This is a genomic window from Duganella zoogloeoides (assembly GCF_034479515.1).
Taxonomy (GTDB): domain Bacteria; phylum Pseudomonadota; class Gammaproteobacteria; order Burkholderiales; family Burkholderiaceae_D; genus Rugamonas; species Rugamonas zoogloeoides.
Window position 1 is genome coordinate 2432523 of sequence record NZ_CP140152.1, and the last position, 26578, is coordinate 2459100.

A 26578-nucleotide genomic window follows, 5' to 3' on the forward strand; every position below is an offset into this window, starting at 1 on the left:
GCGGTGCGTGATGGCAATTTCCTGAAGTTGTGGCACACTGCGGCCTCAACCCATCACGCGTGACCGTTTTTATGAGTTTTATGAGTGTCGTCAGCAATTTGCCGTACGAATGGCTGGTCGGCCTGCGTTACACGCGGGCCGGCAAGCGCGGCGGCCGTAATCGTTTTATCTCGTTTATCGCCGCAATTTCCATGGCCGGCATCGCGCTGGGCGTGGCCGCGCTGATCGTCGTGCTGTCGGTCATGAACGGCTTTGAAAAGGAGGTCACCAACCGCATGTTGTCGGTACTGGCCCACGTCGAATTGTTCGACCTGCGCGGCCAGATGCCGGACTGGCGCCAGCAGGCGCTCGAGGCGCGCAAGCATCCCGAAGTCGTTGGCGTGGCGCCGTTTGCCGAAGCGCAGGGCATGCTGGTGCGCGGCGACGTGCTCAAACCCGCGATCATTCGCGGCGTGCTGCCCGAGATGGAAGCGCAAGTGTCCGACGTCATCAAGCAGATGCGCCAGGGCAGTTTCAATGCGCTGCAACCGGGCAGCGACAACATCGTGCTCGGCATCGAGCTGGCGCGCCTGCTCGATGTGAAACCCGGCGAAAAAGTGACCTTGGCGCTGGCCGATGGCCAGCCCACCAGCGCCGGCGTGATGCCGCGCATGCACACCTTCCACGTCGTCGGCATTTTCGAGGCCGGCCACAACCAGTTCGACTCCACGCTGGCCTTTGTGCACCTGGCCGACGCCGAAAGCATCCTCAAGATCGACGCGCCCGCCGGCCTGCGCCTGCGCGTGGCCGACATGCAGCAGGCGCCGCAAGTGGCGCGCGAACTCAAGACGGCCATGCCGGGCCAGCTGTATGTGCGCGACTGGACCATGCTCAACGCCACCTGGTTCGCGGCCGTGCAAAGCCAGAAGCACATGATGTTCATTATTCTCACCATGATCGTCGCGGTGGCCGCCTTCAACCTGGTCTCCACGCTGGTGATGACGGTGACCGACAAGCAGGCTGACATCGCGATTTTGCGCACGCTGGGCGCGTCGCCGTTTTCCATCATGCAGATCTTCATGATCCAGGGGGCGCTGGTGGGCGTGGCCGGCACCGCCATCGGCGTGGGCCTGGGATCGCTGCTGGCGCTGAACGTGGACGTGATCGTGCCGGCCATCGAGCAGCTGCTGGGCATGAAATTCCTGTCGAAGGATATTTACTTCATCAGCGCCTTGCCGTCGGACCTGCGCTGGGGCGATGTGCTGCGCATCGGCGGCGTGTCGGTGCTGCTGGCGTTCGTGGCTACGCTGTACCCGAGCTGGCGCGCCGCGCGCGTGAAGCCGGCGCAGGCGCTGCGGTATGAGTAATCCTGGAATCAACCTACTATGAGCATCATGAAAAATTTGCCGTACGAATGGCTGGTGGGCCTGCGCTACACGCGGGCCGGCAAGCGTAGCGGCCGTAACAGTTTTATCTCGTTCATTTCGCTGATCTCGATGGCCGGCATCGGCCTCGGTGTGGCCGCGCTGATCATCGTGCTGTCCGTGATGAACGGCTTCCAGAAAGAGGTGACCGGGCGCATGCTGTCGGTGCTGGCCCACGTGGAAGTGTTCGACGCCAATGGCTCGATGCCCAACTGGCGCGAGCAGATCGTTGCCGCCCGCAAGAACCCGGCAGTGGTGGGCGCGGCGCCGTTTGCCGAAATGCAGGGCATGCTGGTGCGCGAAGATATCCTGCGGCCCGCGATCGTGCGCGGCGTGCTGCCGGACCTTGAACCGACCGTCTCCGACGTGGCTGCGCAAACGCGGCGCGGCAGCTTCGCCCAGTTGCAGCCGGGCGCCTACAATATCGTGCTGGGCGTGGAGCTGGCGCGCTCGCTGCACGCCCAGCTTGGCGACAAGGTGACGCTGGCGCTGGCGCAAGGCCAGGCCACGCCGGCCGGCGTGCTGCCGCGCATGCGCTCGTTCACGGTGACCGGCATCTTCGAGGCCGGCCACAGCGAATTCGATTCGTCGCTGGCGTTTGTGCATCTGACCGACGCCGAGAAGATGCTGCGCCTCGACGCCCCGGCCGGCCTGCGCCTGCGGCTGGTGGACATGCACCGCGCGCCGCAGGTGGCGCAGGAACTCAAGCGCAGCATGGCGGGCGACCTGACCGTGCGCGACTGGTCGCAACTGAACGCTACCTGGTTTGCGGCGGTGCAGATCGAAAAACGCATGATGTCGATCATCCTGGCCCTGATCATCGCGGTGGCCGCCTTCAACCTGGTGTCGACCCTGGTGATGACGGTGACCGACAAGCAGGCCGACATCGCCATCCTGCGCACCCTGGGCGCATCGCCGGCATCGATCATGAAGATCTTCGTGATCCAGGGTGCGCTGGTGGGCATCCTCGGCGCCATGCTGGGTGTGGCAGGCGGCGTGCTGGTGGCGCTCAATATCGACGTCATCGTGCCATTCATTGAACATTTATTGGGAGTGCAGTTCTTGTCCAAGGATATCTACAGTAACAGCACCGTGCCATCGGACTTGCGCTGGCCGGACGTATTCAAGATCGGCGGCCTGGCCGTGGTGCTGGCCTTCCTGGCCACGCTTTACCCGAGCCGCTGGGCCGCGCGCGTAAAACCTGCGGAGGCGCTGCGTTATGAGTAATACCAATCAGCCGGTGGTTCTGTCATGCCGCAACCTCGGTAAAACCTTCACCCAGGGCAGCTACTCGGTGCAGGTATTGGCCGGCATCGACATCGACGTGCGCCGTGGCGAACGGGTGGCCATCGTCGGCGCCTCGGGCTCCGGCAAATCGACCTTGCTGCACCTGCTGGGCGGCCTCGATACGCCTACCAGCGGCACTGTCACCTTGCTGGACCAAGACTTCGCCACCCTGAGCGAAACCGCACGCGGCGACTTGCGCAACAAGTCGCTCGGCTTCGTGTACCAGTTCCATCACCTGCTGCCGGAGTTCTCGGCGCTCGACAACGTGGCCATGCCGCTGCTGATCCGCCGTGTGAAACGCGCGGAAGCGAGCAGCGTGGCCCAGCAGATGCTGGCGCGCGTCAATCTCGCCAAGCGCGTGACCCATGTGCCGGGCGAACTCTCGGGCGGCGAACGCCAGCGCACGGCACTGGCGCGCGCGCTGGTCACGCAGCCGGCCTGCGTGCTGGCCGACGAACCGACCGGTAACCTCGACCAGGCAACCGCCCAGCAGATTTTTGATTTGATGCTGGAACTGTCGCAAACGCTCGGTACGGCATTCATCATCGTCACCCATGACGTGGAACTGGCGCGCCGCTGCGACCGCGTGCTGCGCCTGACCGAGGAAGGCTTGCGGCCTTATGAATCGGCCCCACCGGTAGCTCCGGCATCGGGCACGCCTGATACCGATTACCGGACCTTGGTGTAAAACGACGGCCAGGCTGAAGGAGCACATCGTGTGGATCGATACGCATTGCCATCTTGACGCCGGCGAGTTCGGCGACGAATCCATTGCCCAGGCGGCATTGGCGCAGCAGCAGGGCGTGGAGATGATCGTCATCCCGGCGGTGGAGGTAGCCACCTTTGCCACCGTGGCGCAACTGGCCGCCAGCATCCCGAACGGCTGCTACGCGCTGGGCATCCACCCGATCTTCGTGCCGCACGCCAAAGAGGACGACTTGCGCGTGATGCGCGAGCAGGTGGCTGCCGCCATGGCAGACCCGCTGTTTGTCGCCATCGGCGAAGTGGGTCTCGATTTCTTCATTCCGATGCTGTGCGAACCGGCCATGCGCGAGAAGCAGGTCTTCTTCTTTCGCGAACAACTGCGCATCGCGCGCGACTTCGGTTTGCCGATCCTGACCCACGTGCGCAAGTCGCAGGACGTGGTGCTCAAGCACGTGCGCCAGATCACGCCCAACGGCGGCATCGCCCACGCCTTCAACGGCAGTTTCCAGCAGGCGCAGGGTTACATCGACGTCGGCTTCAAACTGGGTTTTGGCGGCGCCATGACCTTTACGCGCGCGCTGCAGATCCGGCGGCTGGCTGCCGAGTTGCCGCTGGAGGCTATCGTGCTGGAGACCGATGCACCCGATATCTCGCCGGCGTGGGTACATCCGGGGCGCAATAGTCCGGACCAGATACCGCGCATTGGACAGGTGTTGGCGGAGTTGAGGGGGATGTCGCTGGAGGAGGTGGCGGTGGCCAGTTCGGCTGCGGCCAGGGCGGTGTTGCCGAGGATGAAGCTGGCAGCCGATTGAGCGCTATCAAGGCCTGCCGGACGTCGGTATAAGCGCCACACTGGCGCGCGTGGGCCGGAGCATAATGGTTTCTTGACTATTGTCATAAATGAATCATTGCTTATGAAAGACTCCCATGATCGCCTATCCCCGCCCGATGCTCTGCCTGCCGCTCGGCCTGCTACATCGCCCGTTGCGCTGCCTGCTGTGCAGCCTCTTGCTGCTACCCGTCCTGTGCCTGGCCGACCCCAGCGATGTCTCCGAACGCCAGATCGACGTCCCCAAGTGCGCCACGCCGGCGGCCAAGGTGGTTTTCACCGAGTTCAAGTGCAAGTCCGCCGATTGCAGTTCGGGCGCCGGGCAGCAGGATCCGCGCCAGTATCGCTGGTGGCAGTCGGGCGGCACCGTCTCGCAGCCGCATTACACCGGGGTGGGCACGGGCATGACCGAAATGCTGGCGACCGCGCTCACGCAAACCGGCTGCTTCGACGTCCAGGAGCGCGCCGAGCTCGAGGAAATCCACCGCGAAATGGCGCTGATGGGCAAGCGGGTGGAGGCAGAAGCCGCCGACTACATGATCACCGGCTCGATCACTTCGCTCGGCTTCGAGCAAAGCTCCACCGGCCTGGGCGGGCTGAGTTTTCTCAAGGGCCCGCTCGGCCTGATAGCCGGCGCCGTGGACTACAAGCAGTCGAAAGTGCACATGAACATCGACATCCGCGTGGTCGATGTGCGGCGCGCGCGCATCATCGCTTCCAAGACTTTTCAGGCGAACAACCAGAAGAACGGTTTCGGCGTCTCGGCCATGGGCTGGGGCGGAGGTACCGGCCTCGGTGGCAATCATGCCAGCATCAGCGGCTCACCGCTGGAGGAAGTCGCGCGCGATTTGCTGGTCAAATCGACGGCCTTCCTGACCGAGACCATCGCAGCCAGAAATATTACCGAGCATGTGGTGGTCAAGGCCGGAGAGGTGGCGGCGAAGTAGCTCGGCGCACCTGACCCTGTGTTGAGCTGATGGCTTCGAAGCCGACAATGCGGTGACTGACAGGGGCGCGCGATGAGGGCGGCAATCATCGGATTTGCCATCGGTACAGCTTGCTTGCAGCAGCAGGCAGCGCTGCCTGAGCCCGCCATCCTCGTCGCTGGCGTGGCTGGTTTAATAGTTTTCCTGGTCGTCGGGCATTTCCTGTTCAGGAGACTGTCGCAGCATGGCAGTGCTTGGCCCATAGTCTTTATCACAGATGACAGCGCCGCGTGGCCCAGGGTCCTGATCAAGCTGGCGTCTGGCGTGGCGGGATTTATTGCCGGCTTTTTGTGGGCCGCGTGGCTGGCCCATCGCGCCATGGCGCCGTCGTTGGCGCCTGACGACGAGGGCCGCGACTTCATCGTCATCGGCACCATCGATAATCTGCCCTACCGTTTTGCCCAGGGCGTGCGTTTCAACTTTGCCGTGGAGCGGGTGGAGGATCGTACTGGCACCGCCATCCTGCCAACGCCGGTGCCACCGCGCATAGCCATCTCCTGGTATAGCGGTTTTCGCGATCAACAGACCGACGCGGTCGGTGACGTGCAGCCAGGTGAGCGCTGGCGCCTGACGGTCCGGCTGCAACGCCCTCACGGCAACGCCAACCCGCACACCTTTGACTACGAAGCGTGGTTGCTGGAGCAGGGCGTGCGCGCCACCGGCTACGTGCGTGCCGACCGCGACAACCGCCGGCGCGAGGCGTTTGTGGTCAGCGCCAGCAACCTGGTCGAGCGCAGCCGCGCGGCGCTGCGCTCGCGCATCGAGCAGGCCCTGGACGGCAAGCAGTACGCGGGCGTGATCGTCGCGCTGGTGGTGGGCGACCAGCGCGGCATCGGCCAATCGGACTGGCAGGTGTTCAACCGCACCGGCATCGGTCACCTGGTCAGTATCAGTGGCCTGCATATCACGATGGTGGCCGGGCTGTTCGCGCTGGTGGCGCTGACGTTGTGGCGGTACTCGTTTTTTACCGGCGCCCAGTTGCCGTTGCTGCTGCCGGCGCAAAAGGTGGCGGCGCTGGTCGGGGCGGCCAGCGCGCTGTTGTACGTGCTGCTGGCCGGCTTCGGCGTGCCGGCGCAGCGCACGCTGTACATGTTGATCGTGCTGGCGGCGGCACTGTGGTGCAACCGCTTGTCCGACTTTTCGCACGTGTTGTGCACGGCGCTGGGCGTGGTGGTGGTCATCGATCCGTGGGCCGTGCTGTGGCCGGGCTTCTGGCTGTCGTTCGGTGCTGTGGCGATCATCGTGTATGCCACGGCGGGGCGGACCGCGGCAAGGCCAGTGCGCCTGCAACCGGGCGAGGCGCAGCCCGCCGAGCCGATTTACACGCGCGCGCAGGCGTGGGTGAAACAGCTGTGGCCGGCACTGAGGCTGGGCGCGCATACGCAGTATGCCGTCACGCTTGGCTTGCTGCCGCTGACGATGCTGCTGTTCTCGCAGGTGTCCGTCATCAGCCCGGTGGCCAACGCGGTGGCGATCCCGTTGATCAGCCTGGTTATCACGCCGCTGGCGCTGGCTGGCAGCATGTTGCCGGCTGTGCTAGGTACGCCGTTGCTGGTGTTGGCGCATGCGCTGGTCGAGTGGCTGGCGGCTTGCCTGGTATGGTTCAGCGGACTGCGCTACGCGGTGTGGACCGCACCGGTGCCGCCGTGGTGGCTGTTTTGCCTTGCCATGGTCGGCACCCTCTGGCTGCTGGCGCCACGCGGCTGGCCGGCGCGCTGGCTGGGACTGGCGACGTGGATACCGTTGCTGGCGGCCGAATCCGTGCATCCGGCGCCGGGACGGATGACCGTGACCGCCTTCGACGTGGGGCAGGGCATGGCGCTGCTGATCGAGACCAGCGGCCACCGGCTGCTGTATGACACCGGTCCGGCGTACGGGCCTGACAGCAATGCGGGCGGACGCGTGCTGGTGCCTTACCTGCGGGCGCGCGGCATCGGCAGGCTCGATGGCATGGTGGTGAGCCATAGCGATGTCGATCATGCGGGCGGCGCGCTGGCGGTGCTGGACAATGTTCGCGCCGACTGGGTGCTGTCGTCGCTGAGTCCCGGCCATCCGATTGCCCAGGCGGCGCGCCAGCATGTGCCATGCGCGGCCGGCCAGCGCTGGACCTGGGACGGCGTGCTGTTCGAAGTGCTGCACCCGTTGGCCGCCAGCCATGCGGATGCGGCGATGAAATCGAACGCGCGCAGTTGCGTGCTGCGCGTTACGGCAGCCGGTAAATCGATACTCTTGGCTGGCGATATTGAAGCAGCGCAGGAAGCGCAGCTGTTGGCCCGCGGCGCTGGACAACTGCGCGCCGACGTGCTGCTGGCGCCCCATCATGGCAGCGGCACCAGTTCCACGCCCGCTTTCTTGCGGGCGGTCCAGCCGCGGACGGCGATCTTCCAGGTCGGACGTCGTAACCGCTACCAGCACCCCAAAAAGGAGGTGTATCAGCGCTATGGCGAGCTGGGCATCGAACGCTTGCGCACCGACCGCACCGGCGCGCTCACGCTCGACTTCGGCCCTAGGCTGGAGATTCGCCCCTACCGGCTAACCAACGCCCGCTACTGGCATGACCGATAGAGTGGGATAGCTGGCGCACAGCGTCGGGGCAAGTGGCCGTTTAGAACCTTTCCACCAAGCAGGCCAGGCATCCACCCGTTACAATTGGCAGCTAACATAAAAACAATCTACGGAGATCGCCCGTGAGCCTGCCCAAGCTTCATTTTGCCCACGCCAACAGTTACCCGGCCGGCGTGTATCGCCAGATGTTCAGCCGCCTGGGCGAGCACTTCGACATCCAGGCGCTGGACATGCACGCCCACAACCCGCATTACCCGGTCACCGACTGCTGGCCGCACCTGGTGGACGAGTACATCGCCGAGCTGGTGGCGCGCTACACCGAGCCGGTGATCCTGGTCGGCCATTCGCTGGGTGGCATGCTCAGCCTGCTGGTGGCGTACCAGCGGCCCGACCTGGTGCGCTGCGTGGTGATGCTCGATGCGCCCGTCGTGGCCGGCTGGAGAGCGCTGGTGTGGCGCCTGATCAAGCTCGCGGGCAAGGAGTACGACATGCCGCCAGCCAAGTTCTCCAAGCGCCGCCGCTTTGTCTGGCCCGATGCCGAGACCGCGTATCAACACTTCGCTACCAAGGATATTTTTGCCGCCTGGGCGCCGGGCGTGCTGGCCGATTACATCGCCTGCGGCCTCGAGCCGCACCCGGACGGCGTGCAACTGCGTTATACGCGCGAAGTCGAAACCAAGGTGTATGCGACGCTGCCGCATCACCTCGGTGGCATCCTGCGCCGCGGGCTCAAGGTGCCGATCGGTTTTATCGGCGGCGCAGATTCTTGGGAAACCAGCCAGTCGGGCCATCAACACACCAAGGCGCTGGTGGGATCGCACTTCCGCATCGTGGCCGGTGGGCATTTGTTTCCGATGGAGACGCCACTGGCGGCGGCGGACGCCACCATAGAAATGATCGGCGAATTACTGATGGAGCAGCCTAAAAATATGTTGAAGGCCGGTGCTTTCGCGTAAAATCTCGTCCATTCGGCGCAGCCGCGCCCTCCCAGCACCCAGGATGACTTTGCGATGACGATTAAAAGCGATAAATGGATACGCCGCATGGCGCAAGAGCACGGCATGATCGAGCCGTTTTTCCCGGACCAGGTGCGCATGGAAGAAGGCCGCAAGGTCATTTCCTACGGCACCTCGTCGTACGGCTACGATATCCGCTGCGCCGACGAATTCAAGGTGTTTACCAACATTAACAGCACCATCGTCGATCCGAAGAACTTCGACTCGAACTCGTTCGTCGATATCAAGAGCGACGTCTGCATCATTCCGCCGAACTCGTTCGCGCTGGCCCGCACCGTCGAATACTTCCGCATTCCGCGCAGCGTGCTGACCGTGTGCCTCGGCAAATCGACCTATGCCCGCTGCGGCATCATCGTCAACGTCACCCCGTTCGAGCCGGAATGGGAAGGTTATGTGACGCTGGAATTCTCCAACACCACGCCGCTGCCAGCCAAGATTTACGCCGGCGAAGGCTGCGCCCAGGTGCTGTTCTTCGAAAGCGACGAGCTGTGCGACGTCTCGTACAAGGACCGCAACGGCAAATACCAGGGACAGCACGGCGTCACCCTGCCGCGCGCATAACTGCGCGCGAGCCTGCAATCGATTAAAATTTGCTTTTTAATTAATCAGGCGACCAGATGGCAACGCAAGGCGAGCACGAATATTTCGAGAAAATTGGCCATGACGGCATGCAGCACGCCACGCACAAGCCCTGGTCCGATGCCGAATGCGGCCTGTACCTGATGGAGCTTGGCGCCATGCTCGGCTTGATGCCGGAGCGCGGGCGGTTGCTCGACATGGGCTGCGGCACCGGGTGGACCAGCGTGATGTTCGCCAAGCGCGGCTACGACGTGGTCGGTACCGACCTGGTGCCGCAGGCGATTGCGGCCGGTTACCAGCTCAAGGAAAAGGAAGGGCTGGAGAACCTGCAGTTCGTGGCGGCGGACTACGAGTCGCTTTCCTTCCGTGAAGAGTTCGACGTGGTGGTGTTTTTCGACTGCCTGCATCACGCGGTGGACGAAGTGAGCGCCCTGCAAAGCGCCTGGCGCGCCCTGAAGCCTGGCGGTATCTGCATTACCTCGGAACCTGGTTTGGGCCATGCGCGCCGGTCTGCCGCTGTGATGGCGGAGTTCGGCACGACCGAGCGTGATATGCATCCGGCCAAGATCATCCGTTCAGGCAAAAAAGCAGGCTTCCGCGACTTCAGCGTGCATCCGCATGCCTCTTATCTCTACATTGCCTTGTACCGCCAGACCGCCAACAGCCGCCTCGGCAAGCTGCTGCGAATTCCCGGCATGCGCACCTTGGTCGGCTTGTTTACCGTGCTGCTGTCGAAGCACCAGGCCGGGATCGTGGTGCTGCGAAAATAAACGCCAGCGGCCGGTGGTCTTAACGCTGCTTTACATCGCTTTACATGACGCGGGCTTCGGCCCGCGTTTGCTTTGCCGTTAACTCTTTAACAGAAACGTCAAGGAGTAAAAAATGGTATCAGCAATAGGATCGAGCACGGCAGCGGTGAGCACGAATTCGAGCACAAGCAGTGCATCCTCGGAAAGCAGCACCATCGCCAACCTGCAAAAGCAGATGCAGGCGCTGCAGAAGGATTTAACCGAGGCGAACAAGGATACCTCGGAGACGGGCCAGGCCAAGGCCAAGCTGCTGCAAACGCAGGTGGACGCGCTCCAGCAGCAGATCGCCCAGTTGCAGGCGCAGGCCGCGCAGAAGGCTCAACAACAGCAGGCCGCATCGGCTGCATCGGCCACGGCCGCCGATACCGCCACCACCGACACGGCAACCGCCACCAGTACCAGCGCCGCCAAGTCGCGCTACGACACGCTCGGTTCCATCATCGATACGACGGCTTAAACGACACGCTCCATGACGGCGGCCACCAGCGCCGCCGACGCCCGGTACAACGGCACATGGCCGCGCAACAGCACCTGGGCGCTGCGCCGATAGGCGGCGCTACGGATCTCGGGCAGCCCGGCCGCCATGCGCGCCACCACGGTCGCATCGAGGATGCCGGCCGGATTTTCGATGCCGACCTCCACGTCGGCAAACGCGCTGCCAAGCGACGGCACGCCGTGCGCCACCCGCTGCGCCACCGAGCCCGGCACCAGCACGGCCGCCGCCAGGCAACAACCGCCGGACACCGCCATCGACGCGTGCCCCAGTTGCGGCGTGAAGTAGCGGGTGGCGATATTGCCGCCTGCTTGCGGCGCGCCGACGATGCAAATCTTGGGGATGGTTTCGCTGCGCGCCAGCTCGTCTTCGGTCATCAGGGCGCCATCGCGCCGGCGCAAGCCCATGCGCAAGCCCGCTGCCACCCACAGGCGCTGCAAGGTTTGCTTGAAGACCGGGTCGGCATCGAGTTCGGCGATCGATTCGTGCGCGGTCTTGCCCAGCTCGGCCGCATCGCAGATCACCATCGGCACCGCCACATCCACGCACGACACCGAATAGCCGTCGATCAGATCGACCACGCTGCCGGTGGGCAGCAGCCGACCGGTCTTGGCACCCACGGGCGATTGCATGAACAGGTCCACGGCCGGGTAGGCGCCATCGACGCCCGGTATCTCTGCGGTGACGAAGCTGCCGTCAGGCGCCGCCTGCATGCGCGAGACAGTGTTCACGCCCGTGTTGGCGTTGCGTATCCGAAGGTCCGCCGATGAAGTCACCAGGCCGCTATCGGTCGCCCACAACTGCAGGGCAGCCGACATATTGCCGCAATTAACGCTCCAGTCGATGGCGCCGTGGTTGTGCGCCAGCTGGGCCAGCGTGCTGACCAGCACATCGCCTTCCGGGTCCGGTTCGATCGCGGCGAAGAACACCTTGTTGCTGGTGGGGCTGCCGCGTCCCAGGCCGGTGATTTGCTTGTTGCGGTCGTTTTTCCCGGCCAGCGGCACGCCCATCAGGTGGCGCAGCAGTTCTTCGCGCAGTGCCAGGTCCTGCGGTGACCAGCGCTCCCACAGTACCAGCCCGGTGGAGGTGCCGCCGCGCATGTGGTGGACCGGAAATTCCAGCACACCGTGGCGTAGGCGCGGGGCGAAGGATTCATCCATGGCTCAAATCGGCTTGACCGGCAAGATGATCTCCACGCACAGCCCGCCACCCTCGCGGTTGCTGGCACGGATGAAGCCGCCATGCGCTTCGATCACGTGCTGGGCAATTGCCAGGCCGAGGCCGTGGCCTTCGGTGCTGGCGTTGCTGGAGCGGAAGAAGGGCTGGAAGATGGTGTCCAGGTCGGCCGGCGCCACGCCGGGGCCACGGTCCAGCACGCGTATCGACAGGCGTTGCGCACCGGGCAGTGCCTGCACTTGCAGTTGCACCTCGCCGCCCTCGGGGCTGTGCTTGATGGCGTTGCGCACCACGTTTTCGATGGCGCGGCCCAGCAGGTCGGTCTGGCCGATCACGATCACGTCGGCTTCGCCTTGCTGCGTGACGGTGCGCTGCTGGCTGGTCGCTTCGAAACGGGCGTCGTCGGCAATCTGGTCGATCAGGTCGGCCATGCTGATTTCTTCCTGGCTGGCCTTGATGGCGCCCGCTTCCAGGCGGGCCAGGGTGAGCAGTTCACCGACCAGCTTGTCCATGCGTACGCTTTCGCGCTCCACCCGCTCCATCGACGCTGCCATCTTGTCAGGCTGCTGGTGGGCCAGGCCGATTGCGGCCTGCAGGCGCGCCAGTGGCGAGCGCAGTTCGTGCGAGACGTCGTGCAGCAGGCGGGTCTGGCCGTCGATCAGGCTGCGCAAGCGCGCGGTCATGCGGTCGAAGTCGCGGCCCAGGTCGTTGAGCTCGGTACCGCGCTTGCCGGTGGCATTGACAAAGCGCGGCGACAGATCGCCGCCGGCGGCAGCGTCGAACGCCTGGCGCAGCGCCTGGATCGGACGTGAAAAATACCAGGCCAGCAGGAACGAGAACAGCAGGCTGGCCAGCACGGCCGCCATCAGCGGCACCCACGGCGTGAGCGGCTGGAAGCGCGGGCCCATCGGTCCGCGCATGTCGCCGCCTGGCGGCCCGCGCAGATCGGCGCCTGGCGTTGCGCCCGGATTCATCTGGCCTCCTTGTCCACCTTGACCCGCCCGGTTCGGTTGGCCCGGCTGCTCCCAACGCGGTGGCGGCTGGCCACCGGGCATGCCCTCGCGGCTCATGAACATGCGCACGTCGCGGTCGTTGATGCCAAGCAGTGAGCGCTCCTTGTCGTAGCCGCGCATCCGTTCGGACGACGGCAGGAACAGCAGGTAGCGGTTGCCTTGCGGATCGTAGACATGGCGCACCACGCGGCGGCGCTCCTCGTCGCGCAGCAGGGCGCGCGATTCGCGCAGCATGGCGTCGCTGACGATGCGGCCCAGCAGCTCGCGGCCGGCATCGTTGACGGCGTACACGCGGCGGCGGTCCATGTTTTCCAGCATGCGCTTGAGCGCATTGGCGCCGCCAAATTCGAGCGTGGCGGCAGCGGAATTGATCGCCATTTCCGCCGGCGGGCTGGTGTCGATGTCGGTTTGCTCGGCCTGCTGGTTGCGGTTCTTGAGCCACACCGCGCCGCCGATGCCCACGGTGGCCGCCAGTTGCGCCAGCAGGATGCACACGAAGAACTTCCAGAACAAACGGCCCACGGGCTTACTCCTTGATCAGCTGATAGCCCAGGCGATACACGGTTTGCAGGCAGGAGCGGCCGTCGGCGATGGTGCCGAGCTTGTGGCGCAGGCTCGACAGGTGAACGTCGATGTTGCGGTCGAAGCGCGCCAGCGGACGGCCCAGGCCCTGTTCCGACAGGGTGTTCTTGCTGACCGGGCGGCCGGCGTTGCGGGCCAGCACTTCGAGCAGGTTGAATTCGGTGCTGGTCAGCTCCAGCTTGCCGCCGGCCCAGGTGGCGCGCCGCTGTTCCGGCCACATGGTCAGCTGGCCGACCACGATGGCCGAGGCGTTGCCGCTATCGGCCGGCACGCTGTGGGCGCGGCGCAGGATGGCGCGGATGCGCGCGGTCAGTTCGCGCGGGGTGCACGGTTTGGCGACGTAATCGTCGGCGCCCAGTTCCAGGCCCACGATGCGGTCGGTGTCGTCGCCGCGGCCGGTCAGCATCAGGATCGGCAACTGGCTGTTGGTGCGGATGCGGCGCAGGGTTTCCAGGCCATTCATGCGCGGCATCATGACGTCGAGGATGGCGATCGCATAGGCGCCCGTACTCGCTTCGATGGTGCCGGCCTCGCCATCGTGCACGGCCTTGACGTCGAAACCTTCCTGTTCCAGGTATTCCTTGAACATGCCGACCAGTTCGATGTCGTCGTCTATCAGCAGTACTTTGCTCTTCATGTGCAGCGATTCTTTCTATGGGGATCGCCCATCATAACAGCCCTTGTATACGGAAAGGGGCGTTTTACCCCGTTTTACAACGCGTTGCCTTTCAGAAATTAACTGTCAAAACGGCCTCTTTACGCGTTTTTACGTTGCTCTTACGTCACTTAACACCGGGCAACTAGACAATGATGGTTCCCTGAGCAACCCGAGGATGACGCATGAAAAACACCAAACAACGCTTGAACCATATCCTGCTGGCTGCCGCCGTGGCGCTGCCGCTGCTGTCCGCCGCTGGCGCCGCCCGCACCGAAGAAATCAATGGCGAGCACCCGCCTGCCATGGACGGCGGCGAGCATGGCGGTCCTGGAGGCCGCAGTGGCCCCGGTCCTGCTGGTCTGGATCGTGGTCCCGGCAATGATCCCCATGGTGCTGGCGGTCCGGGCGGCCTGCCACCCGGCTTCGGTCCAGGACCCGGCTTCGGTCCCGGCCCCGATGGACACCCACCGCTGTTCCGCGACGTGGAACTGACCGACGCCCAGGAAGACAAGATATTTGCCATCCTGCACGCGGAAAAGCCTTACCTGCGCGAACAAGCCAGGGCTGCCGCCAAGGCCGACGAAGCGCTGCGGGCGCTCGCCACTGCCGACAAGTACGACGATGCCAAGGCCGCGTCGCTGGCACAAGCGGTCGCCACGGCCGGCGCCAATATCGCGCTGCAGCACGTGCGCACCCGTCAAAAGCTGCTGGCCGTACTCACGCCGGAGCAGCGCCAGAAACAGGCCGAACAGCGTAAAGAGCGCGACGACCGCCAATCCCGCCGTCCACGCGGCTAGGCCAGCCTGAGCTGTCAGCAAGTCATTAATGAGTCGTACTGAGCTTTAACTTTATTTGCGGAGCATCCCATGTCGATCAGTGCCATCAATTCCACCTCTGCCACCAGCGCCGCCAGCTTCCTGAGCCGTGTGGGTAGCAGCAATGCCGCCAGCAGCGCGGAAGCCGCGCGCCGGCCGCCACCGCCTGACGGCGGCGGCCTGATCGGCGCCATTTCGGATGCCCTTGAATCGATCGGCATCAGCGACCTGTCCACCGCCGGCACCGACACCAGTACCGCCGACACCGAAGCGGGCGCCAGCAGCGACGAAGTGGCGGATGCCCTGGGCGGCTTCCTGCAAAGCCTGATGGGGGCGCTGCACGCCCAGCACGCCAGCAGCAGCGAGGCGTCGTCCGCTTACAGCGAAGGCCAGGGGCAGGGCGGCCCGGGCAAGCTGGAAACCGACCTGCAAAGCCTGCTGTCGAAGCTGACGTCGGGGGGCAGCGAGAGTGCCGACAGCAGCGACGGCTTGAGTGACCTGGAGGCAGCATTCCAGAACCTGCTCGACAAGGTGGACACCAGCACCGCCGGCAGCGACAGCACCAGCGGCACCAGCGGCACCAGCGGCAACGACACCAGCGCCAGGCTGGCCAGCTTCCTGCAAGCCTTGCAGTCGAAGGTGGGCAGCAGTGGCAGCAGCGGCAACCTGGTTAACACGACGGTGTAGCCCAACAAATCCAGCCAGCCAATCGCCGCGCATGCCGCCGGCGGTTTTATTTCTTGAATTTTCAGAGTAGAGGAGCAAGCATGGACCACCATGATGACCACCACCCGCATGACCACAGCCTGGCCGCCGACCTGGCCGCCATGCTCAACCTGAGCAGCGACCGCCGCCAGACCTTGCGCTGGCTGCTGGCCGGCGCGTCGGCGCTGCCGATCCTCGGTTGCGGCGGTGGTTCGGACTCGGACACCTCGACCGGCACAACCACCACCACGCCGGCGACCGGCACCACCACCACGCCCGTGACCACCACCACGCCGACCGGCTCGTGCTCGGTGATTCCGGAAGAAACCGGCGGCCCGTATCCGGCCGACGGCACCAACAGCAATGCCAGTGGCGTGGTCAATGTGCTCACGCAGTCGGGCGTGGTGCGCAGCGATATCCGCAGCAGCTTCAATGGCGCCACCGGCACGGCGGCCGGCGTGCCGCTGACCATCAAGCTGCAAATCGTCAATGTAGGCGGCAGTTGCGCCACGCTGGAAGGCTTCGCCGTCTACCTGTGGCATTGCGACCGCGACGGCAACTACTCGCTGTATTCGAGCGGCGTGACAACGCAGAACTACCTGCGTGGTGTGCAGGTGAGCGACAGCAGCGGCAATGTGAGTTTTACCTCGATTTATCCGGGCTGCTATTCGGGTCGGGTGCCGCACGTGCACTTCGAGGTGTATCGCACGCTGACGGCGGCCACCAGCGCCTCGAACCGCCTCAAGACGTCGCAATTCGCATTCCCGGATGCGGCCAGCAACGCCGTGTACGCCACCGCCGGCTACAGCGCCAGCGTGCGCAATATGGCGCAGATCAGCCTGGCGACGGACAACGTGTTCAGCGACGGCGCAACGCTGCAAACGGTGACCATCACCGGCAATGTCACCGATGGCTACGTGGCGACGCTGACGGTAGGGGTCGCGGCCTGACGGGAGGCAGGCGTTTGCACAGGAATAAAGGCAGCCGAGGCTGCCTTTATTGTTTACCGTCCGCCCATGGCGTTGCGGATTTTCTGGTCGGTCTTGTACTGGCTCAGCGCGTACACGGCCCAGATCGCGGCGGGCAGCCAGCCGATCACCGTGACTTGCAGGATCAGGCAAATGATGCCCGCCATCGGACGACCGATGGTGAAAAAGGTGAGCCACGGCAGCAGCAGTGCAATGATCAGGCGCATACGTTTATCTCTCTTGGCCTGCGAACGACAGGAGCGTTCGGACAACATGTCCGTAGAGCCAATTTAGCATAAAAAAAGAGCGGCCGAAGCCGCTCTCTCTTGTGCAGTGTGAGGCAGTAAACACTGCCCGCTACATCACTGTTTCACGCAATCGACGAAGTAACCACGCTTGCCGTCCACTTCGCGTTTTACCAGGCCGTGCACATCGGTTTCGAAGCCGGGGAAGCGCTCGTTGAAATCGCGCGCGAAGCGCAGGTAATCGACGATGGTCTTGTTGAAACGCTCGCCCGGGATCAGGAGCGGAATGCCCGGTGGGTAAGGCGTCAGCAGGATCGACGTGATGCGGCCTTCCAGGTCTTCGATCGCCACGCGCTCGATTTCGCGGTGGGCCATCTTGGCAAATGCGTCCGACGGTTTCATGGCCGGGATCATGTCCGACAAGTACATCTCGGTGGTGAGGCGCGCCACGTCGTAGGCCTTGTAGAAGTCGTGGATCTGCTGGCACAGGTCGCGCAGGCCCATCGACTCGTAGGTCGGGTTGGCCGCCGCGAACTCTGGCAGGATGCGCCACATAGGCTGGTTCTTGTCGTAGTCGTCCTTGAACTGCTGCAGCGCCGTCAGCAGCGTGTTCCAGCGGCCTTTGGTAATGCCGATGGTGAACATGATGAAGAACGAATACAGGCCGCACTTCTCGATGATCACGCCGTGTTCGGCCAGGTACTTGGTGACGATCGACGCCGGAATGCCGCTGTCGGCGAACTGGCCGTCGAGCGACAGGCCCGGGTTGACGATGGTGGCCTTGATCGGGTCGAGCATATTGAAGTTGGGCGCCAGGTCGCCGAAGCCGTGCCAGTCGTCTTCCGCCTTGATCACCCAGTCTTCGCGCGAGCCGATGCCTTCTTCGGCAAACTCCTGCGGGCCCCATACCTTGAACCACCAGTCTTTGCCCCACTCGGCGTCGATCTTCTTCATGGCGCGGCGGAAGTCCAGCGCTTCCAGGATCGATTCTTCCACCAGCGCGGTGCCGCCCGGCGCTTCCATCATGGCAGCCGCGACGTCGCACGAAGCGATGATCGAGTACTGCGGCGACGTGGACGTGTGCATCAGGTACGCCTCGTTGAAGGCGTCGCGGTCGAGCTTGACCGACTCCGATTCACGCACCAGTACTTGCGAAGCCTGCGACAGGCCCGCGAGCAGCTTGTGGGTCGATTGGGTCGAGAAGATCATCGACTCCTTGGCGCGCGGACGGTCCTTGCCGATCGCGTGCATGTCCTTGTAAAAATCGTGGAAGGTGGCGTGCGGCAGCCAGGCTTCGTCGAAGTGCAGGGTGTCGATCTGGCCGTCGAGCAGTTCGCGCAGCGTTTCGACGTTGTACACCACCCCGTCGTAGGTCGATTGCGTGATGGTCAGGATGCGCGGCTTCTTGTTGACGGCTTCGCGCGCGAACGGGTTGGCTTCGATCTTGCGGCGGATGCTCTCCATCGAGAATTCGGCCAGCGGGATCGGGCCGATGATGCCCAGGTGATTCCGGGTAGGCATCAGGAACACGGGAATGGCGCCGCACATGATGATCGAGTGCAGGATCGACTTGTGGCAGTTACGATCGACGACCACGATGTCGCCCGGCGCCACGGTGGAGTGCCACACCATCTTGTTCGACGTGGACGTACCGTTGGTCACGAAGTAGCAATGGTCGGCGTTGAAGATGCGCGCGGCATTGCGCTCGGATTTTGCGACAGGACCGGTGTGATCGAGCAGCTGGCCCAGTTCTTCGACGGCGTTGCAGACGTCGGCGCGCAGCATGTTCTCGCCGAAGAACTGGTGGAACATCTGGCCGATCGGGGATTTGAGGAATGCCACGCCGCCCGAGTGGCCGGGGCAGTGCCACGAGTACGAACCATCGTTGGCGTATTCCACCAGCGCGCGGAAGAACGGCGGCGCCAGGCCGTCGAGGTAGGACTTGGCTTCGCGGATAATGTGGCGCGCCACGAATTCCGGCGTGTCCTCGAACATGTGGATGAAGCCATGCAGCTCGCGCAGGATATCGTTGGGGATGTGGCGCGAAGTGCGGGTTTCGCCGTACAGGTAGATCGGGATGTCGGCGTTTTTATGGCGGATCTCTTCGACGAACGCGCGCAGCGATTTGAGCGCCACGTCGGTTTCCTCGAACGAGCCGGCGCCGAACTCCTCGTCATCGATCGACAGCACGAAGGCCGACGCGCGCGACTGCTGCTGGGCGAACTGGGACAGGTCGCCGTAGCTGGTCACGCCCACCACTTCCATGCCTTCTTTTTCCATCGCATCGGCCAGGGCACGAATGCCTAAACCGGACGTGTTCTCGGAACGGAAATCCTCGTCGATAATGACGATGGGGAAACGAAATTTCATGCATGTCTCCAAAAAAGCAAGCCGCCCAACACTTTGTATAAGGGGCGGCCCTGGGCGCGACCACTGTAGTACAGCGTCGCCGAAAAAAATAAGAACGGGATTCTCGCAGAAATGCAGCCGCTGCGGGGAAAAAATATCATATCCAAATACGGCCAAACCCGGGCAGAATGCCGCACCGGTGTGACCGCATTGTTACACGCATCGTTAAAATATGCGCTCAAGCGGTATTTATCCGCGCCGGCTGTACGTCACGAACGCGTACGGCAGGCCGGATGCGGCCGCGACATGGCTTGCGCGCGCGGTTTCCAGCCAGGCAGCGGCATCGATTTCCGGAAAAAAGGCGTCGCAAGCGAAGGTCTGGCCGATCTCGGTGACGATCAGGGTGGTAGCCAGCGCCATCGATTGGGCATAAATCTCGGCGCCGCCAATGACGTAGCCGTCTGCACCATCCAATAGCGCAACAGCCGCCTTGAGCGAGGCGACCGTCTCGACGCCGTCGTGGCGCCAGTCCGCGTTGCGGGTGACGACGATATTGCGGCGGTTGGGCAGCGGGCGGCCGATCGATTCGAACGTCTTGCGGCCCATGATGATCGGGTGGCCGGTGGTGAGGCGCTTGAAATGCGCCAGGTCTTCCGGCAGCTTCCAGGGCAGGGTGTTGTTGATGCCGATGCCGCGCTGCTGGTCGGTGGCGACGATGATGGTCAGGTTACGCATGAAAATACCGGTTCTGGGATGGAATAGCCGACATTATCGCGGAAATCGGCGGGTGCGGCCATTCGGCAGCGAGGCAGTCGCACCCGGGCGTGCACCTTGTCCGACGAGATTGCCGATCTGCGTTACACTGTGTGATACGTACCACCCTCTGAAATCCGGCTTTTTAGCCTAACGAAAAGCCCAACCGAGTGCCTATGACGACGACTTTTGAAAAAATTGGTAGCCGCGTGATTCCTTCGCTGCAAGCCACCGTAGAAGAATACATTTCACCGCGCACCGGTGCGCGCCACATCCACCTCGCCAGCGACCAGGCGGAAAAGGTGTTCGTCGTGGCGTTCCCCACCGTGCCCGATGTCAGCGACGGCCGTGCCCACATCCTGGAGCACCTGTCGCTGTGCGGCTCGCAGCGCTACCCGGTGCGCGACCCGTTCTTCTCGATGATGCGCCGGTCCACGGCCACGTTCATGAACGCGTTCACCTACGCCGACCGCACCGTCTATCCGTTCTCGAGCACCGACAGCAAGGATTTCTACAATCTGCTCGACGTGTACCTCGACGCCACGTTCTTCCCCAACCTCGACTACCTGAACTTCCTGCAGGAAGGCTGGCGCTACGTCCTCAAGGACGGCAAGCTCGGTTACCAGGGCGTGGTGTTCAACGAGATGAAGGGCGCTTTCAACGACCCGATCCGGGCGCTGTACAGCGGCATCGAGCACACGCTGCTGGCAGGTACCACGTACGAAGTCGAATCGGGCGGCGATCCGCTGGTCATTCCGGAACTGACGCACCAGATGCTCAAGGACTTCCACGCCAGCCATTACCACCCGTCGCAAGCCGTGTTCATGACCGCCGGCGATATCAGCGCGGTGGAAGTGCAGCAGCAGATCGAGGAAAAAGTGCTGTCCAAGCTGCCGGCATCGAGTGCGCCGCGCATGCTGCCCGAACTGGCCGCCGCCTGGACCGAACCGAAGTCGAACGAAGTGCGCATCCCGTCGCAAACGGCCAAGCCCGACGAACATGGTGTGCAGCTCACGTGGCTGATGGGCGAATCGTCCGACATCGACGTGTTCTTCAATACCTACCTGCTGTCGTCGGGCCTGTTGGGCGACTCGTCGTCGCCGGTCATGAAGGCGATGGAATCGGCCGGCTTTGGCCGTCCGTCCGCCCTCAATGGCCAGGACAACGGCCCGCGCCAGATGATTTTCCACCTCGGCATGGAAGGCCTGACCGAACCGCAGATCGACGAAGCGCGCGCCCGCATCTGGGCCGCGCTGGAGCGCGCAGCGGAAGAGGGCGTGCCGACCGAGTCGCTGCAGGCGGCCCTGCGCGACGTGCGCTACAGCCAGCGCGACACCGCCTCGGGCCGCATGCCCAACGCGCTGTCGCGCCTGCTGAACGCGCTGCCGATCTCGATGCGCGACGGCGACGTGTTCCTCGCTTTCGACAATGAAGAGCACCTGGTCAAGCTGGAACAGGCAATCGCGGATCCGGCGTACTTCAAGGGCCTGGTGCGCAAGCTGCTCGACAATCCTACCCGCCTCACCACCCGCGTGGTGCCCGACGCCGACTACTTCAAGAAGCGCGACGCGGTCGAGGAAGCGCGCCTGGAAGAGCGCACCCGCGCCCTGACCGACGCCGAGCGTGCCCGCATCGAACAGGAATCCGCTCAACTCGAAGCGCACCAGCAGCTGCCATCGAACTCCGACGTGCTGCCGCGCATCCGCCCAAGCGACGTCAGCGCCGAGCCGCGCGCTGCGTTGCCGCTGCCGGCGCCATTGGCCGATGCCGGCGACGCCATCGTGCTGCCGTTCGAGATTGCCTCCAACGGCCTGTCGTATCTGCGCGTCAGCTACGACGTTTCCGGCTTCGCGGTCGAAGACTGGCCGTGGCTGCGCCTGTGGGTGGACCTGGTCACGCAACTGGGCGTTGGCGACATGGACTATGAAGACGCCGATGCCTGGCGCCAGCGCATGGCGCCGTCGTACGACCTCAATTTCGACGCCACCCAGCACCCGGGCGGCCACCTGAGCATGGAACTGTGGTTCTCCGCCAGCGGCCTGCGCGAAGAACACGCGAACATCGCGCAACTGGTGTCGCGCAGCCTGGCCGAAGCCCGCTTCGACGAGCATGAACGCCTGGCGTTCCTGATCGACAGCCAGGTACAGGACCGCCTGAACGGCCTGGCGCAGTCGGGCAACCGCTACGCCATGCTCACTGCCGCTGCGCCATTGTCCGTGCTGCGCCGCTTCGAGGATATCGTCAGCGGCGCCGCCAGCCTGGCATTCCAGGGTGAGCTGCTGGAACTGAGCAAAACGCCGGAAGGCCTGGCGCACATCGCCGGTCGCCTGAACGCGCTGCACCAGCGTGTGATCGCCATCACGCCAACCGTGCTTGCTGCCGGCGCCGGTAACGACGGCGAAGCGCTGGGCCGCCTGCTCAAGCTGCCGGCCTCGCAAGCAGCCGTACCCGCCGTGGCGCCCAAGCTGGAGGCCATCGCGCTGGAAAACGCCGGCCTGCACGCGGTCAGCCAGATCAACCACTGCGTGGTGTCGTACCGCGCGCCGATGATGCAGGAAGATGGCGCCGCCGCGTTGGCAGTCGCCGCCGAACTGATGACCAACCAGCTGCTGCACGTGGCGCTGCGCGAAAAAGGCGGCGCCTACGGCGGCAACGCCGGCTACAACGGCGGCACCGGCACTTTCCTGATGGCGTCGTACCGCGATCCGCGCCTGGGCGAAACCTATGCCGACTTCGACACGGCCATCGACGACCTGCTCACCGGCGAGTTCTCGCAGGAGATGCTGGAAGAGGCGATCATCTGCGTGATCAAGGGCATGGACAAGCCGAATTCGCCGTACGACCAGGTGCTGCACGCCTGGGGCTTGAAACGCCGTGGCATCGACCAGGCCCTGCGCCAGCGCTTCCGCACCGAGGTGCTCACGTGCAGCATGGACCAGATCCGCACTGCCGTGCGTACCTGGCTCAAGAACGGCGAACCTAGCCGCGCGGCGTTTGTCGGTGATACGACCAAGGATGTGGCGGGGTTGCAGGTGGTTGACTTGCTGGGCCTGGCCAAAAAAGCCTAGCTAGCGAATGGCGCGTGAGTCGGGCCACCGACCCATGCGCCGTCATCCTCGCGTACGCGGGGATGACGGCTTTCAGGCTAGCGGTAAAAACTCCCGCATCTGCGCCGCCAGCGTTACCGGCGCCTCCAGCGGCACCATATGCCCGCTGGGTTCCTCTGCATCTTCGGCTATCATGTGCAACCGCGCATTCGGCAGCAGCGCCGCCATCGCGCGCAAATCATCAGCGTCGGCTAATTGGTCGCCCTCGGCACCCACGATCAGCACCGGGAATGGCAACTCGCGCAGCCGGTCCATGTAATCGACACGGTCGATGGTGGTGGTGAACTGCGCTAGCAGCACTTCCTTGCCCAGATCGACAGCCATGTCCTGGATTACGCCAGTGATCGACGTATCTTCCAGGTGGGCAGGAGCGAGCAATTCGCGCAGTCGATGCCGCGTCATGCCAGAATAGGCATTCTTTTCCAGCATGCCCACGATGCGCTTGCGCGCTTCCGCTTCCGTCGGCAGCAACCCCTTGCAGGAGTTGGCGATCAGGACCAGCGTCTCGATGCGCTCTGGGTGCGCCACTGCGTATTCGACGGCCAGGTAGGCGCCCAGCGAAAATCCCACCAGGTTGGTTTTCGGGGCGCTGTGCGCGGCAATCAGCTCGCGCATCTGCTCACGCGTGCGCGCCTTGTGCAGCGGCACGTGGTGCAGGTCGAAACCGTCCAGCAGCGGCGCCACGCGCGACCACATGCGCTCGTCGCACAGGGTGCCGGGGATCAGGTCGAGACGAATGTTCCGGTCCGTCATACCGCCATGGGCGCAGTGATCGGCGCATGGTGTTGGTAACCTTCGAGCGAGAAGTCGGACGGTTCGATTTTTTCCAGCCATTCCGGCTCGTACTTGCCGGTCCTGGCGAAGTCCGGCACGCGGTCCGAAATGCGCAGCTGCGGCGCGGCGAACGGCGTGCGGGTGAGCTGTTCCTTGACCATGTCCATGTGGTTCTCGTAGATGTGCGCATCGCCGATGAAGTAGCTGAACCAGCGCGGCGTGTAGCCGGTGAGACGGCCCACCAGGTGCATCAGCGCGGCCCCTTCGGCCAGGTTGAACGGTGTACCCAGTCCCAGGTCGTTCGAGCGCACGTACAGGCACATCGACAGCTCGCGCGTGGTCGGATTCGGGATGAACTGGTACAGCAAGTGGCACGCGGGCAGGGCGACCGCATCGAGCACCGCCGGGTTCCAGCCGTGGAACAGGATGCGGCGGCTGCCCGGGTTGTTGACGATGGTGTCGAGGCACTCGCGCAGTTGGTCGATCGACTTATGCAGCAGCACCTTGGTCGCGCCGTTGTCGTCGAACTGCGAGATCAGGCGGAAGCCGTTCTTCTGGGCGTCGGCGATTTGCGCGTGCTGGTCCACGTCCAGCAGCTTGAAGCCGGGCCACTGGCGCCACTGCACGCCATACACGGGCCCGAGGTCGTCTTCACCGAGGCGGTAAGGATTATCGAGCCATTGCCGGTTTTCGTTGGCATTCTGATCCCAGACCTTGCAGCCCAGCGCGCGGAACTCGGCCGCGTTGCGCGAAGCGCGCATGAAGGCGCACAGCTCACCGATCACGGACTTGAAGGCCAGGCGCTTGGTGGTCACGGCCGGAAAACCCTCTCGCAGGTCGAAGCGCATCATGGCGCCGGGAACGCTGAGCGTGCGGATGCCGGTGCGGTTGTCCTGCCAGCTGCCGGTGTCGAGGATGGTTTGGATCAGGTCCAGGTATTGCTTCATTCAGATCTCCAACTTGGTGCGTTTGTTGCGGGGAGCGAGGCGGCATCAAGATCAGTTGTTACGCGAAAGTCCGTCATTCCCGCGCACGCGGGAATCCATGCAGAGTTTGCAAATATTGGCTGCGAATTTAGGCGGCGCAGATCAACGGGCCTTTGGATTCCTGCATGCGCGGCGGTCCGCCTGAGCGCAATGACAGACCGGCGGACAACGGTACTGTGCCTGTGTCGCCAGCCCCAAACCCGCTATTTTATCAGGAGCGGGGGCCGGCCTTCGGCTTGCGGTTTCCTGCCTGTGCCGTGACCTTGCCGGCAGCGCGCGCCAGCGATTTGGCGCCACGTCCTCCGGTGACCACGACCGCGCCCTTAGGCGCAGCAGCCTTTGTCAGCGACCGGGACGCGGGTTTGCCGCCGCCCGAGACCGGGCCGGACGGCGAGCGCGCCGCTGCTTTGGCGCCGCCGGCCGATGCCGTCGCCTTGCCGCCGCGACCAGCCGCAGGCGAAGGAGCCGCTGAAAGCGCACGCGCCGCCGACTTGCCACCCGCCGGCCCGGTAAACGGCCGCTTCTTCTTGCCCGGCGCCGCCGCAGCAGCTTTTTTAGCCGCTGCTGCCGCCGCAGCGGCAGGCGCCGTCTCCGGCACGCGGTGATCAGCCTCGAAGCCCGGCTCCTCGAAGCGCGCGATCACCTGGCGTGTCATGGTTTCGATGGCTTTCAGCATGTCTGCCTCGTCAGCGCACACCAGCGAGATCGCTTCGCCTTCGAGGCCCGCGCGGCCGGTGCGGCCGATGCGGTGGATGTAATCTTCCGCCACCGAGGGCAGGTCGAAATTGACCACCTGCGGCAGCGCCTCGATATCGAGCCCGCGCGCGGCAACGTCGGTGGCCACCAGCAGCTGCACTTCGGCCTTTTTGAAGCGGGCCAGGGCTTTCAGGCGCGCCGGCTGGGTCTTGTCGCCGTGGATGGTGTCGGCCGTGATGCCGTGGTCGTGCAGGGTTTTGACCAGCAGCTCGGCGCCCTTGCGGGTTTTGACGAACACCAGCACCTGGCGCCAGCCGAATTTGGCCAGCAGGTGCAGCAGCAGGTCGGGCTTCCTGCGCTTGTCGGTCGGGATCAGCCATTGACGTACCGACTTGGTGATCGAATTGCTGGCCTCGACCTGCACGGTGACCGGGTCTTTGAGCAGGCCCTTGGTCAGCTTGCGGATCTCGTCCGAGAACGTGGCCGAGAACAGCAAGGTCTGGCGCTGTTTTGGCAGCGCCGCCAGCAGGATGTCGAGGTCGCGCTCGAACCCCAGGTCAAGCATGCGGTCCGCTTCGTCGAGCACCAGCGTTTGCAGCTGCTTGAAGCTCACCGCGCCCTGGTCGAGCAAGTCGATCAGGCGGCCGGGCGTGGCCACCAGCACATCGAGCCCCTTGCGCAGCTTGGCGATCTGCGGCTCGATCGGCACGCCGCCGTAGGCGACAGCCGCGCGCAGCGGCAGGTTGCCGCCGTAGCTGCGGAAGCTCTCGAACACCTGTTCGGCCAGTTCGCGGGTAGGGGCCAGCACCAGGCAGCGTACGGCCGTGGGCGCGTTTTCGCCTTCCAGAGTCAGGCGTTGCAGGATGGGCAGGGCGAAGCCGGCGGTCTTGCCGGTGCCGGTTTGGGCGGCGGCCATCAGGTCGCGGCCCGCCAGCACGGCGGGAATCGCCTGCTTCTGGACCGGCGTCGGCTGCTTGTAGCCCAGGGTGTCCAGCGTTTGCAGGAGGGGGGCGATCAGGCCCAGTGCTTGGAAAGTCATGGTATGTGCGGTGATGTCGTTCAACAGCTCGCAGTGTAGC

23 protein-coding genes are annotated in these 26578 nt (G+C 64.2%); 14 read left to right on the forward strand and 9 right to left on the reverse strand.

Annotation, left to right across the window (positions count from 1 at the left end):
* Window positions 1–80: 80 nt before the first annotated feature.
* The 10 genes from SR858_RS10740 (at window position 81) to SR858_RS10785 (ending at window position 10636) form a co-directional block, all read left to right on the forward strand.
* Window positions 81–1346, forward strand: a complete 1266-nt coding sequence (locus SR858_RS10740; RefSeq protein ID WP_019920783.1) for a lipoprotein-releasing ABC transporter permease subunit — start codon at window positions 81–83, stop codon at window positions 1344–1346.
* Between the two features lie 18 nt (window positions 1347–1364).
* Complete coding sequence (locus tag SR858_RS10745) at window positions 1365–2630, forward strand: lipoprotein-releasing ABC transporter permease subunit (protein WP_019920784.1); 1266 nt, start codon at window positions 1365–1367, stop codon at window positions 2628–2630.
* Complete coding sequence (gene lolD / locus SR858_RS10750; RefSeq protein ID WP_019920785.1) at window positions 2623–3378, forward strand: lipoprotein-releasing ABC transporter ATP-binding protein LolD; 756 nt, start codon at window positions 2623–2625, stop codon at window positions 3376–3378. The genes SR858_RS10745 and lolD overlap by 8 nt, the downstream gene beginning before the upstream one ends.
* 28 nt (window positions 3379–3406) lie before the next feature.
* The gene (locus SR858_RS10755) at window positions 3407–4207 is read left to right on the forward strand and encodes a TatD family hydrolase (RefSeq protein WP_019920786.1); all 801 of its coding nucleotides are present in this window, start codon (window positions 3407–3409) and stop codon (window positions 4205–4207) included.
* Between the two features lie 115 nt (window positions 4208–4322).
* On the forward strand, window positions 4323–5171 hold the full coding sequence (locus SR858_RS10760) for a CsgG/HfaB family protein (RefSeq protein ID WP_019920787.1): 849 nt from the start codon (window positions 4323–4325) through the stop codon (window positions 5169–5171).
* Window positions 5172–5243: 72 nt separating this feature from the next.
* The gene (locus SR858_RS10765; protein ID WP_026637093.1) at window positions 5244–7775 is read left to right on the forward strand and encodes a DNA internalization-related competence protein ComEC/Rec2; all 2532 of its coding nucleotides are present in this window, start codon (window positions 5244–5246) and stop codon (window positions 7773–7775) included.
* A gap of 122 nt (window positions 7776–7897) precedes the next feature.
* Window positions 7898–8731 (forward strand): alpha/beta fold hydrolase, encoded by an 834-nt coding sequence (locus tag SR858_RS10770; RefSeq protein WP_019920789.1) that lies wholly within the window; start codon window positions 7898–7900, stop codon window positions 8729–8731.
* Between the two features lie 54 nt (window positions 8732–8785).
* Window positions 8786–9352: a dCTP deaminase gene (gene dcd / locus SR858_RS10775; protein ID WP_026637094.1), complete on the forward strand. Its 567-nt coding sequence runs from the start codon at window positions 8786–8788 to the stop codon at window positions 9350–9352.
* Between the two features lie 56 nt (window positions 9353–9408).
* Window positions 9409–10140, forward strand: a complete 732-nt coding sequence (locus SR858_RS10780; protein ID WP_019920791.1) for a class I SAM-dependent methyltransferase — start codon at window positions 9409–9411, stop codon at window positions 10138–10140.
* A gap of 112 nt (window positions 10141–10252) precedes the next feature.
* On the forward strand, window positions 10253–10636 hold the full coding sequence (locus tag SR858_RS10785) for a FlxA-like family protein (protein ID WP_084669849.1): 384 nt from the start codon (window positions 10253–10255) through the stop codon (window positions 10634–10636).
* Here SR858_RS10785 and SR858_RS10790 read toward each other — a convergent pair.
* From SR858_RS10790 to SR858_RS10800, 3 genes are read right to left on the reverse strand one after another with little or no spacing between them, the layout of a single operon-like run.
* Window positions 10633–11832 carry a PrpF domain-containing protein gene (locus SR858_RS10790; protein WP_019920794.1) on the reverse strand — a complete coding sequence of 400 codons (1200 nt, stop codon included), beginning with the start codon at window positions 11830–11832 and terminating at the stop codon, window positions 10633–10635. The two genes, SR858_RS10785 and SR858_RS10790, sit on opposite strands and share 4 nt — an antisense overlap.
* A gap of 3 nt (window positions 11833–11835) precedes the next feature.
* Window positions 11836–13383 carry a sensor histidine kinase gene (locus SR858_RS10795; protein WP_019920795.1) on the reverse strand — a complete coding sequence of 516 codons (1548 nt, stop codon included), beginning with the start codon at window positions 13381–13383 and terminating at the stop codon, window positions 11836–11838.
* A 4-nt stretch (window positions 13384–13387) separates the two neighbouring features.
* Window positions 13388–14080, reverse strand: coding sequence for a response regulator transcription factor (locus SR858_RS10800; protein ID WP_019920796.1), 693 nt, complete (start codon window positions 14078–14080; stop codon window positions 13388–13390).
* Between the two features lie 203 nt (window positions 14081–14283).
* On the opposite strand from SR858_RS10800, the gene SR858_RS10805 reads away from it, so the two are divergent.
* The 3 genes from SR858_RS10805 (at window position 14284) to SR858_RS10815 (ending at window position 16571) form a co-directional block, all read left to right on the forward strand.
* Window positions 14284–14898, forward strand: a complete 615-nt coding sequence (locus SR858_RS10805) for a Spy/CpxP family protein refolding chaperone (protein WP_019920797.1) — start codon at window positions 14284–14286, stop codon at window positions 14896–14898.
* A 69-nt stretch (window positions 14899–14967) separates the two neighbouring features.
* Window positions 14968–15603 (forward strand): hypothetical protein, encoded by a 636-nt coding sequence (locus SR858_RS10810; protein WP_019920798.1) that lies wholly within the window; start codon window positions 14968–14970, stop codon window positions 15601–15603.
* An 80-nt stretch (window positions 15604–15683) separates the two neighbouring features.
* Window positions 15684–16571, forward strand: a complete 888-nt coding sequence (locus SR858_RS10815; protein WP_019920799.1) for an intradiol ring-cleavage dioxygenase — start codon at window positions 15684–15686, stop codon at window positions 16569–16571.
* Between the two features lie 53 nt (window positions 16572–16624).
* Here the strand turns inward: SR858_RS10815 and SR858_RS10820 are convergent, their stop codons facing one another.
* From SR858_RS10820 to SR858_RS10830, 3 genes are all read right to left on the reverse strand, one after another.
* Complete coding sequence (locus SR858_RS10820) at window positions 16625–16816, reverse strand: YqaE/Pmp3 family membrane protein (protein ID WP_019920800.1); 192 nt, start codon at window positions 16814–16816, stop codon at window positions 16625–16627.
* Window positions 16817–16951: 135 nt separating this feature from the next.
* Window positions 16952–19204 carry an arginine/lysine/ornithine decarboxylase gene (locus tag SR858_RS10825; protein ID WP_019920801.1) on the reverse strand — a complete coding sequence of 751 codons (2253 nt, stop codon included), beginning with the start codon at window positions 19202–19204 and terminating at the stop codon, window positions 16952–16954.
* A gap of 228 nt (window positions 19205–19432) precedes the next feature.
* Complete coding sequence (locus SR858_RS10830; protein WP_019920802.1) at window positions 19433–19918, reverse strand: dihydrofolate reductase; 486 nt, start codon at window positions 19916–19918, stop codon at window positions 19433–19435.
* Between the two features lie 194 nt (window positions 19919–20112).
* Here SR858_RS10830 and SR858_RS10835 point away from each other — a divergent pair, with 194 nt between their 5' ends.
* On the forward strand, window positions 20113–23004 hold the full coding sequence (locus tag SR858_RS10835) for an insulinase family protein (protein WP_040377542.1): 2892 nt from the start codon (window positions 20113–20115) through the stop codon (window positions 23002–23004).
* 72 nt (window positions 23005–23076) lie between these two features.
* Here the strand turns inward: SR858_RS10835 and SR858_RS10840 are convergent, their stop codons facing one another.
* From SR858_RS10840 to SR858_RS10850, 3 genes are all read right to left on the reverse strand, one after another.
* Window positions 23077–23796: an alpha/beta fold hydrolase gene (locus tag SR858_RS10840; protein WP_019920804.1), complete on the reverse strand. Its 720-nt coding sequence runs from the start codon at window positions 23794–23796 to the stop codon at window positions 23077–23079.
* Window positions 23793–24764 (reverse strand): thymidylate synthase, encoded by a 972-nt coding sequence (locus SR858_RS10845; RefSeq protein WP_019920805.1) that lies wholly within the window; start codon window positions 24762–24764, stop codon window positions 23793–23795. Before SR858_RS10845 ends, SR858_RS10840 begins: the two co-directional genes overlap by 4 nt.
* 250 nt (window positions 24765–25014) lie before the next feature.
* Window positions 25015–26538: a DEAD/DEAH box helicase gene (locus SR858_RS10850; protein ID WP_040377658.1), complete on the reverse strand. Its 1524-nt coding sequence runs from the start codon at window positions 26536–26538 to the stop codon at window positions 25015–25017.
* Window positions 26539–26578: the final 40 nt, after the last annotated feature.

What these genes read in the sequence shown, in the direction of transcription:
- lolD (WP_019920785.1), top strand. Translation starts at nt 2,623, where the DNA reads ATGAGTAATACCAATCAGCCGGTGGTTCTGTCATGCCGCAACCTCGGT.
- SR858_RS10845 (WP_019920805.1), bottom strand. Translation starts at nt 24,764, where the DNA reads ATGAAGCAATACCTGGACCTGATCCAAACCATCCTCGACACCGGCAGC.
- SR858_RS10780 (WP_019920791.1), top strand. Translation starts at nt 9,409, where the DNA reads ATGGCAACGCAAGGCGAGCACGAATATTTCGAGAAAATTGGCCATGAC.
- SR858_RS10745 (WP_019920784.1), top strand. Translation starts at nt 1,365, where the DNA reads ATGAGCATCATGAAAAATTTGCCGTACGAATGGCTGGTGGGCCTGCGC.
- SR858_RS10830 (WP_019920802.1), bottom strand. Translation starts at nt 19,918, where the DNA reads ATGCGTAACCTGACCATCATCGTCGCCACCGACCAGCAGCGCGGCATC.
- dcd (WP_026637094.1), top strand. Translation starts at nt 8,786, where the DNA reads ATGACGATTAAAAGCGATAAATGGATACGCCGCATGGCGCAAGAGCAC.
- SR858_RS10785 (WP_084669849.1), top strand. Translation starts at nt 10,253, where the DNA reads ATGGTATCAGCAATAGGATCGAGCACGGCAGCGGTGAGCACGAATTCG.
- SR858_RS10740 (WP_019920783.1), top strand. Translation starts at nt 81, where the DNA reads ATGAGTGTCGTCAGCAATTTGCCGTACGAATGGCTGGTCGGCCTGCGT.
- SR858_RS10765 (WP_026637093.1), top strand. Translation starts at nt 5,244, where the DNA reads ATGAGGGCGGCAATCATCGGATTTGCCATCGGTACAGCTTGCTTGCAG.
- SR858_RS10825 (WP_019920801.1), bottom strand. Translation starts at nt 19,204, where the DNA reads ATGAAATTTCGTTTCCCCATCGTCATTATCGACGAGGATTTCCGTTCC.
- SR858_RS10840 (WP_019920804.1), bottom strand. Translation starts at nt 23,796, where the DNA reads ATGACGGACCGGAACATTCGTCTCGACCTGATCCCCGGCACCCTGTGC.
- SR858_RS10760 (WP_019920787.1), top strand. Translation starts at nt 4,323, where the DNA reads ATGATCGCCTATCCCCGCCCGATGCTCTGCCTGCCGCTCGGCCTGCTA.
- SR858_RS10835 (WP_040377542.1), top strand. Translation starts at nt 20,113, where the DNA reads ATGACGACGACTTTTGAAAAAATTGGTAGCCGCGTGATTCCTTCGCTG.
- SR858_RS10800 (WP_019920796.1), bottom strand. Translation starts at nt 14,080, where the DNA reads ATGAAGAGCAAAGTACTGCTGATAGACGACGACATCGAACTGGTCGGC.
- SR858_RS10790 (WP_019920794.1), bottom strand. Translation starts at nt 11,832, where the DNA reads ATGGATGAATCCTTCGCCCCGCGCCTACGCCACGGTGTGCTGGAATTT.
- SR858_RS10810 (WP_019920798.1), top strand. Translation starts at nt 14,968, where the DNA reads ATGTCGATCAGTGCCATCAATTCCACCTCTGCCACCAGCGCCGCCAGC.
- SR858_RS10805 (WP_019920797.1), top strand. Translation starts at nt 14,284, where the DNA reads ATGAAAAACACCAAACAACGCTTGAACCATATCCTGCTGGCTGCCGCC.
- SR858_RS10820 (WP_019920800.1), bottom strand. Translation starts at nt 16,816, where the DNA reads ATGCGCCTGATCATTGCACTGCTGCTGCCGTGGCTCACCTTTTTCACC.
- SR858_RS10850 (WP_040377658.1), bottom strand. Translation starts at nt 26,538, where the DNA reads ATGACTTTCCAAGCACTGGGCCTGATCGCCCCCCTCCTGCAAACGCTG.
- SR858_RS10815 (WP_019920799.1), top strand. Translation starts at nt 15,684, where the DNA reads ATGGACCACCATGATGACCACCACCCGCATGACCACAGCCTGGCCGCC.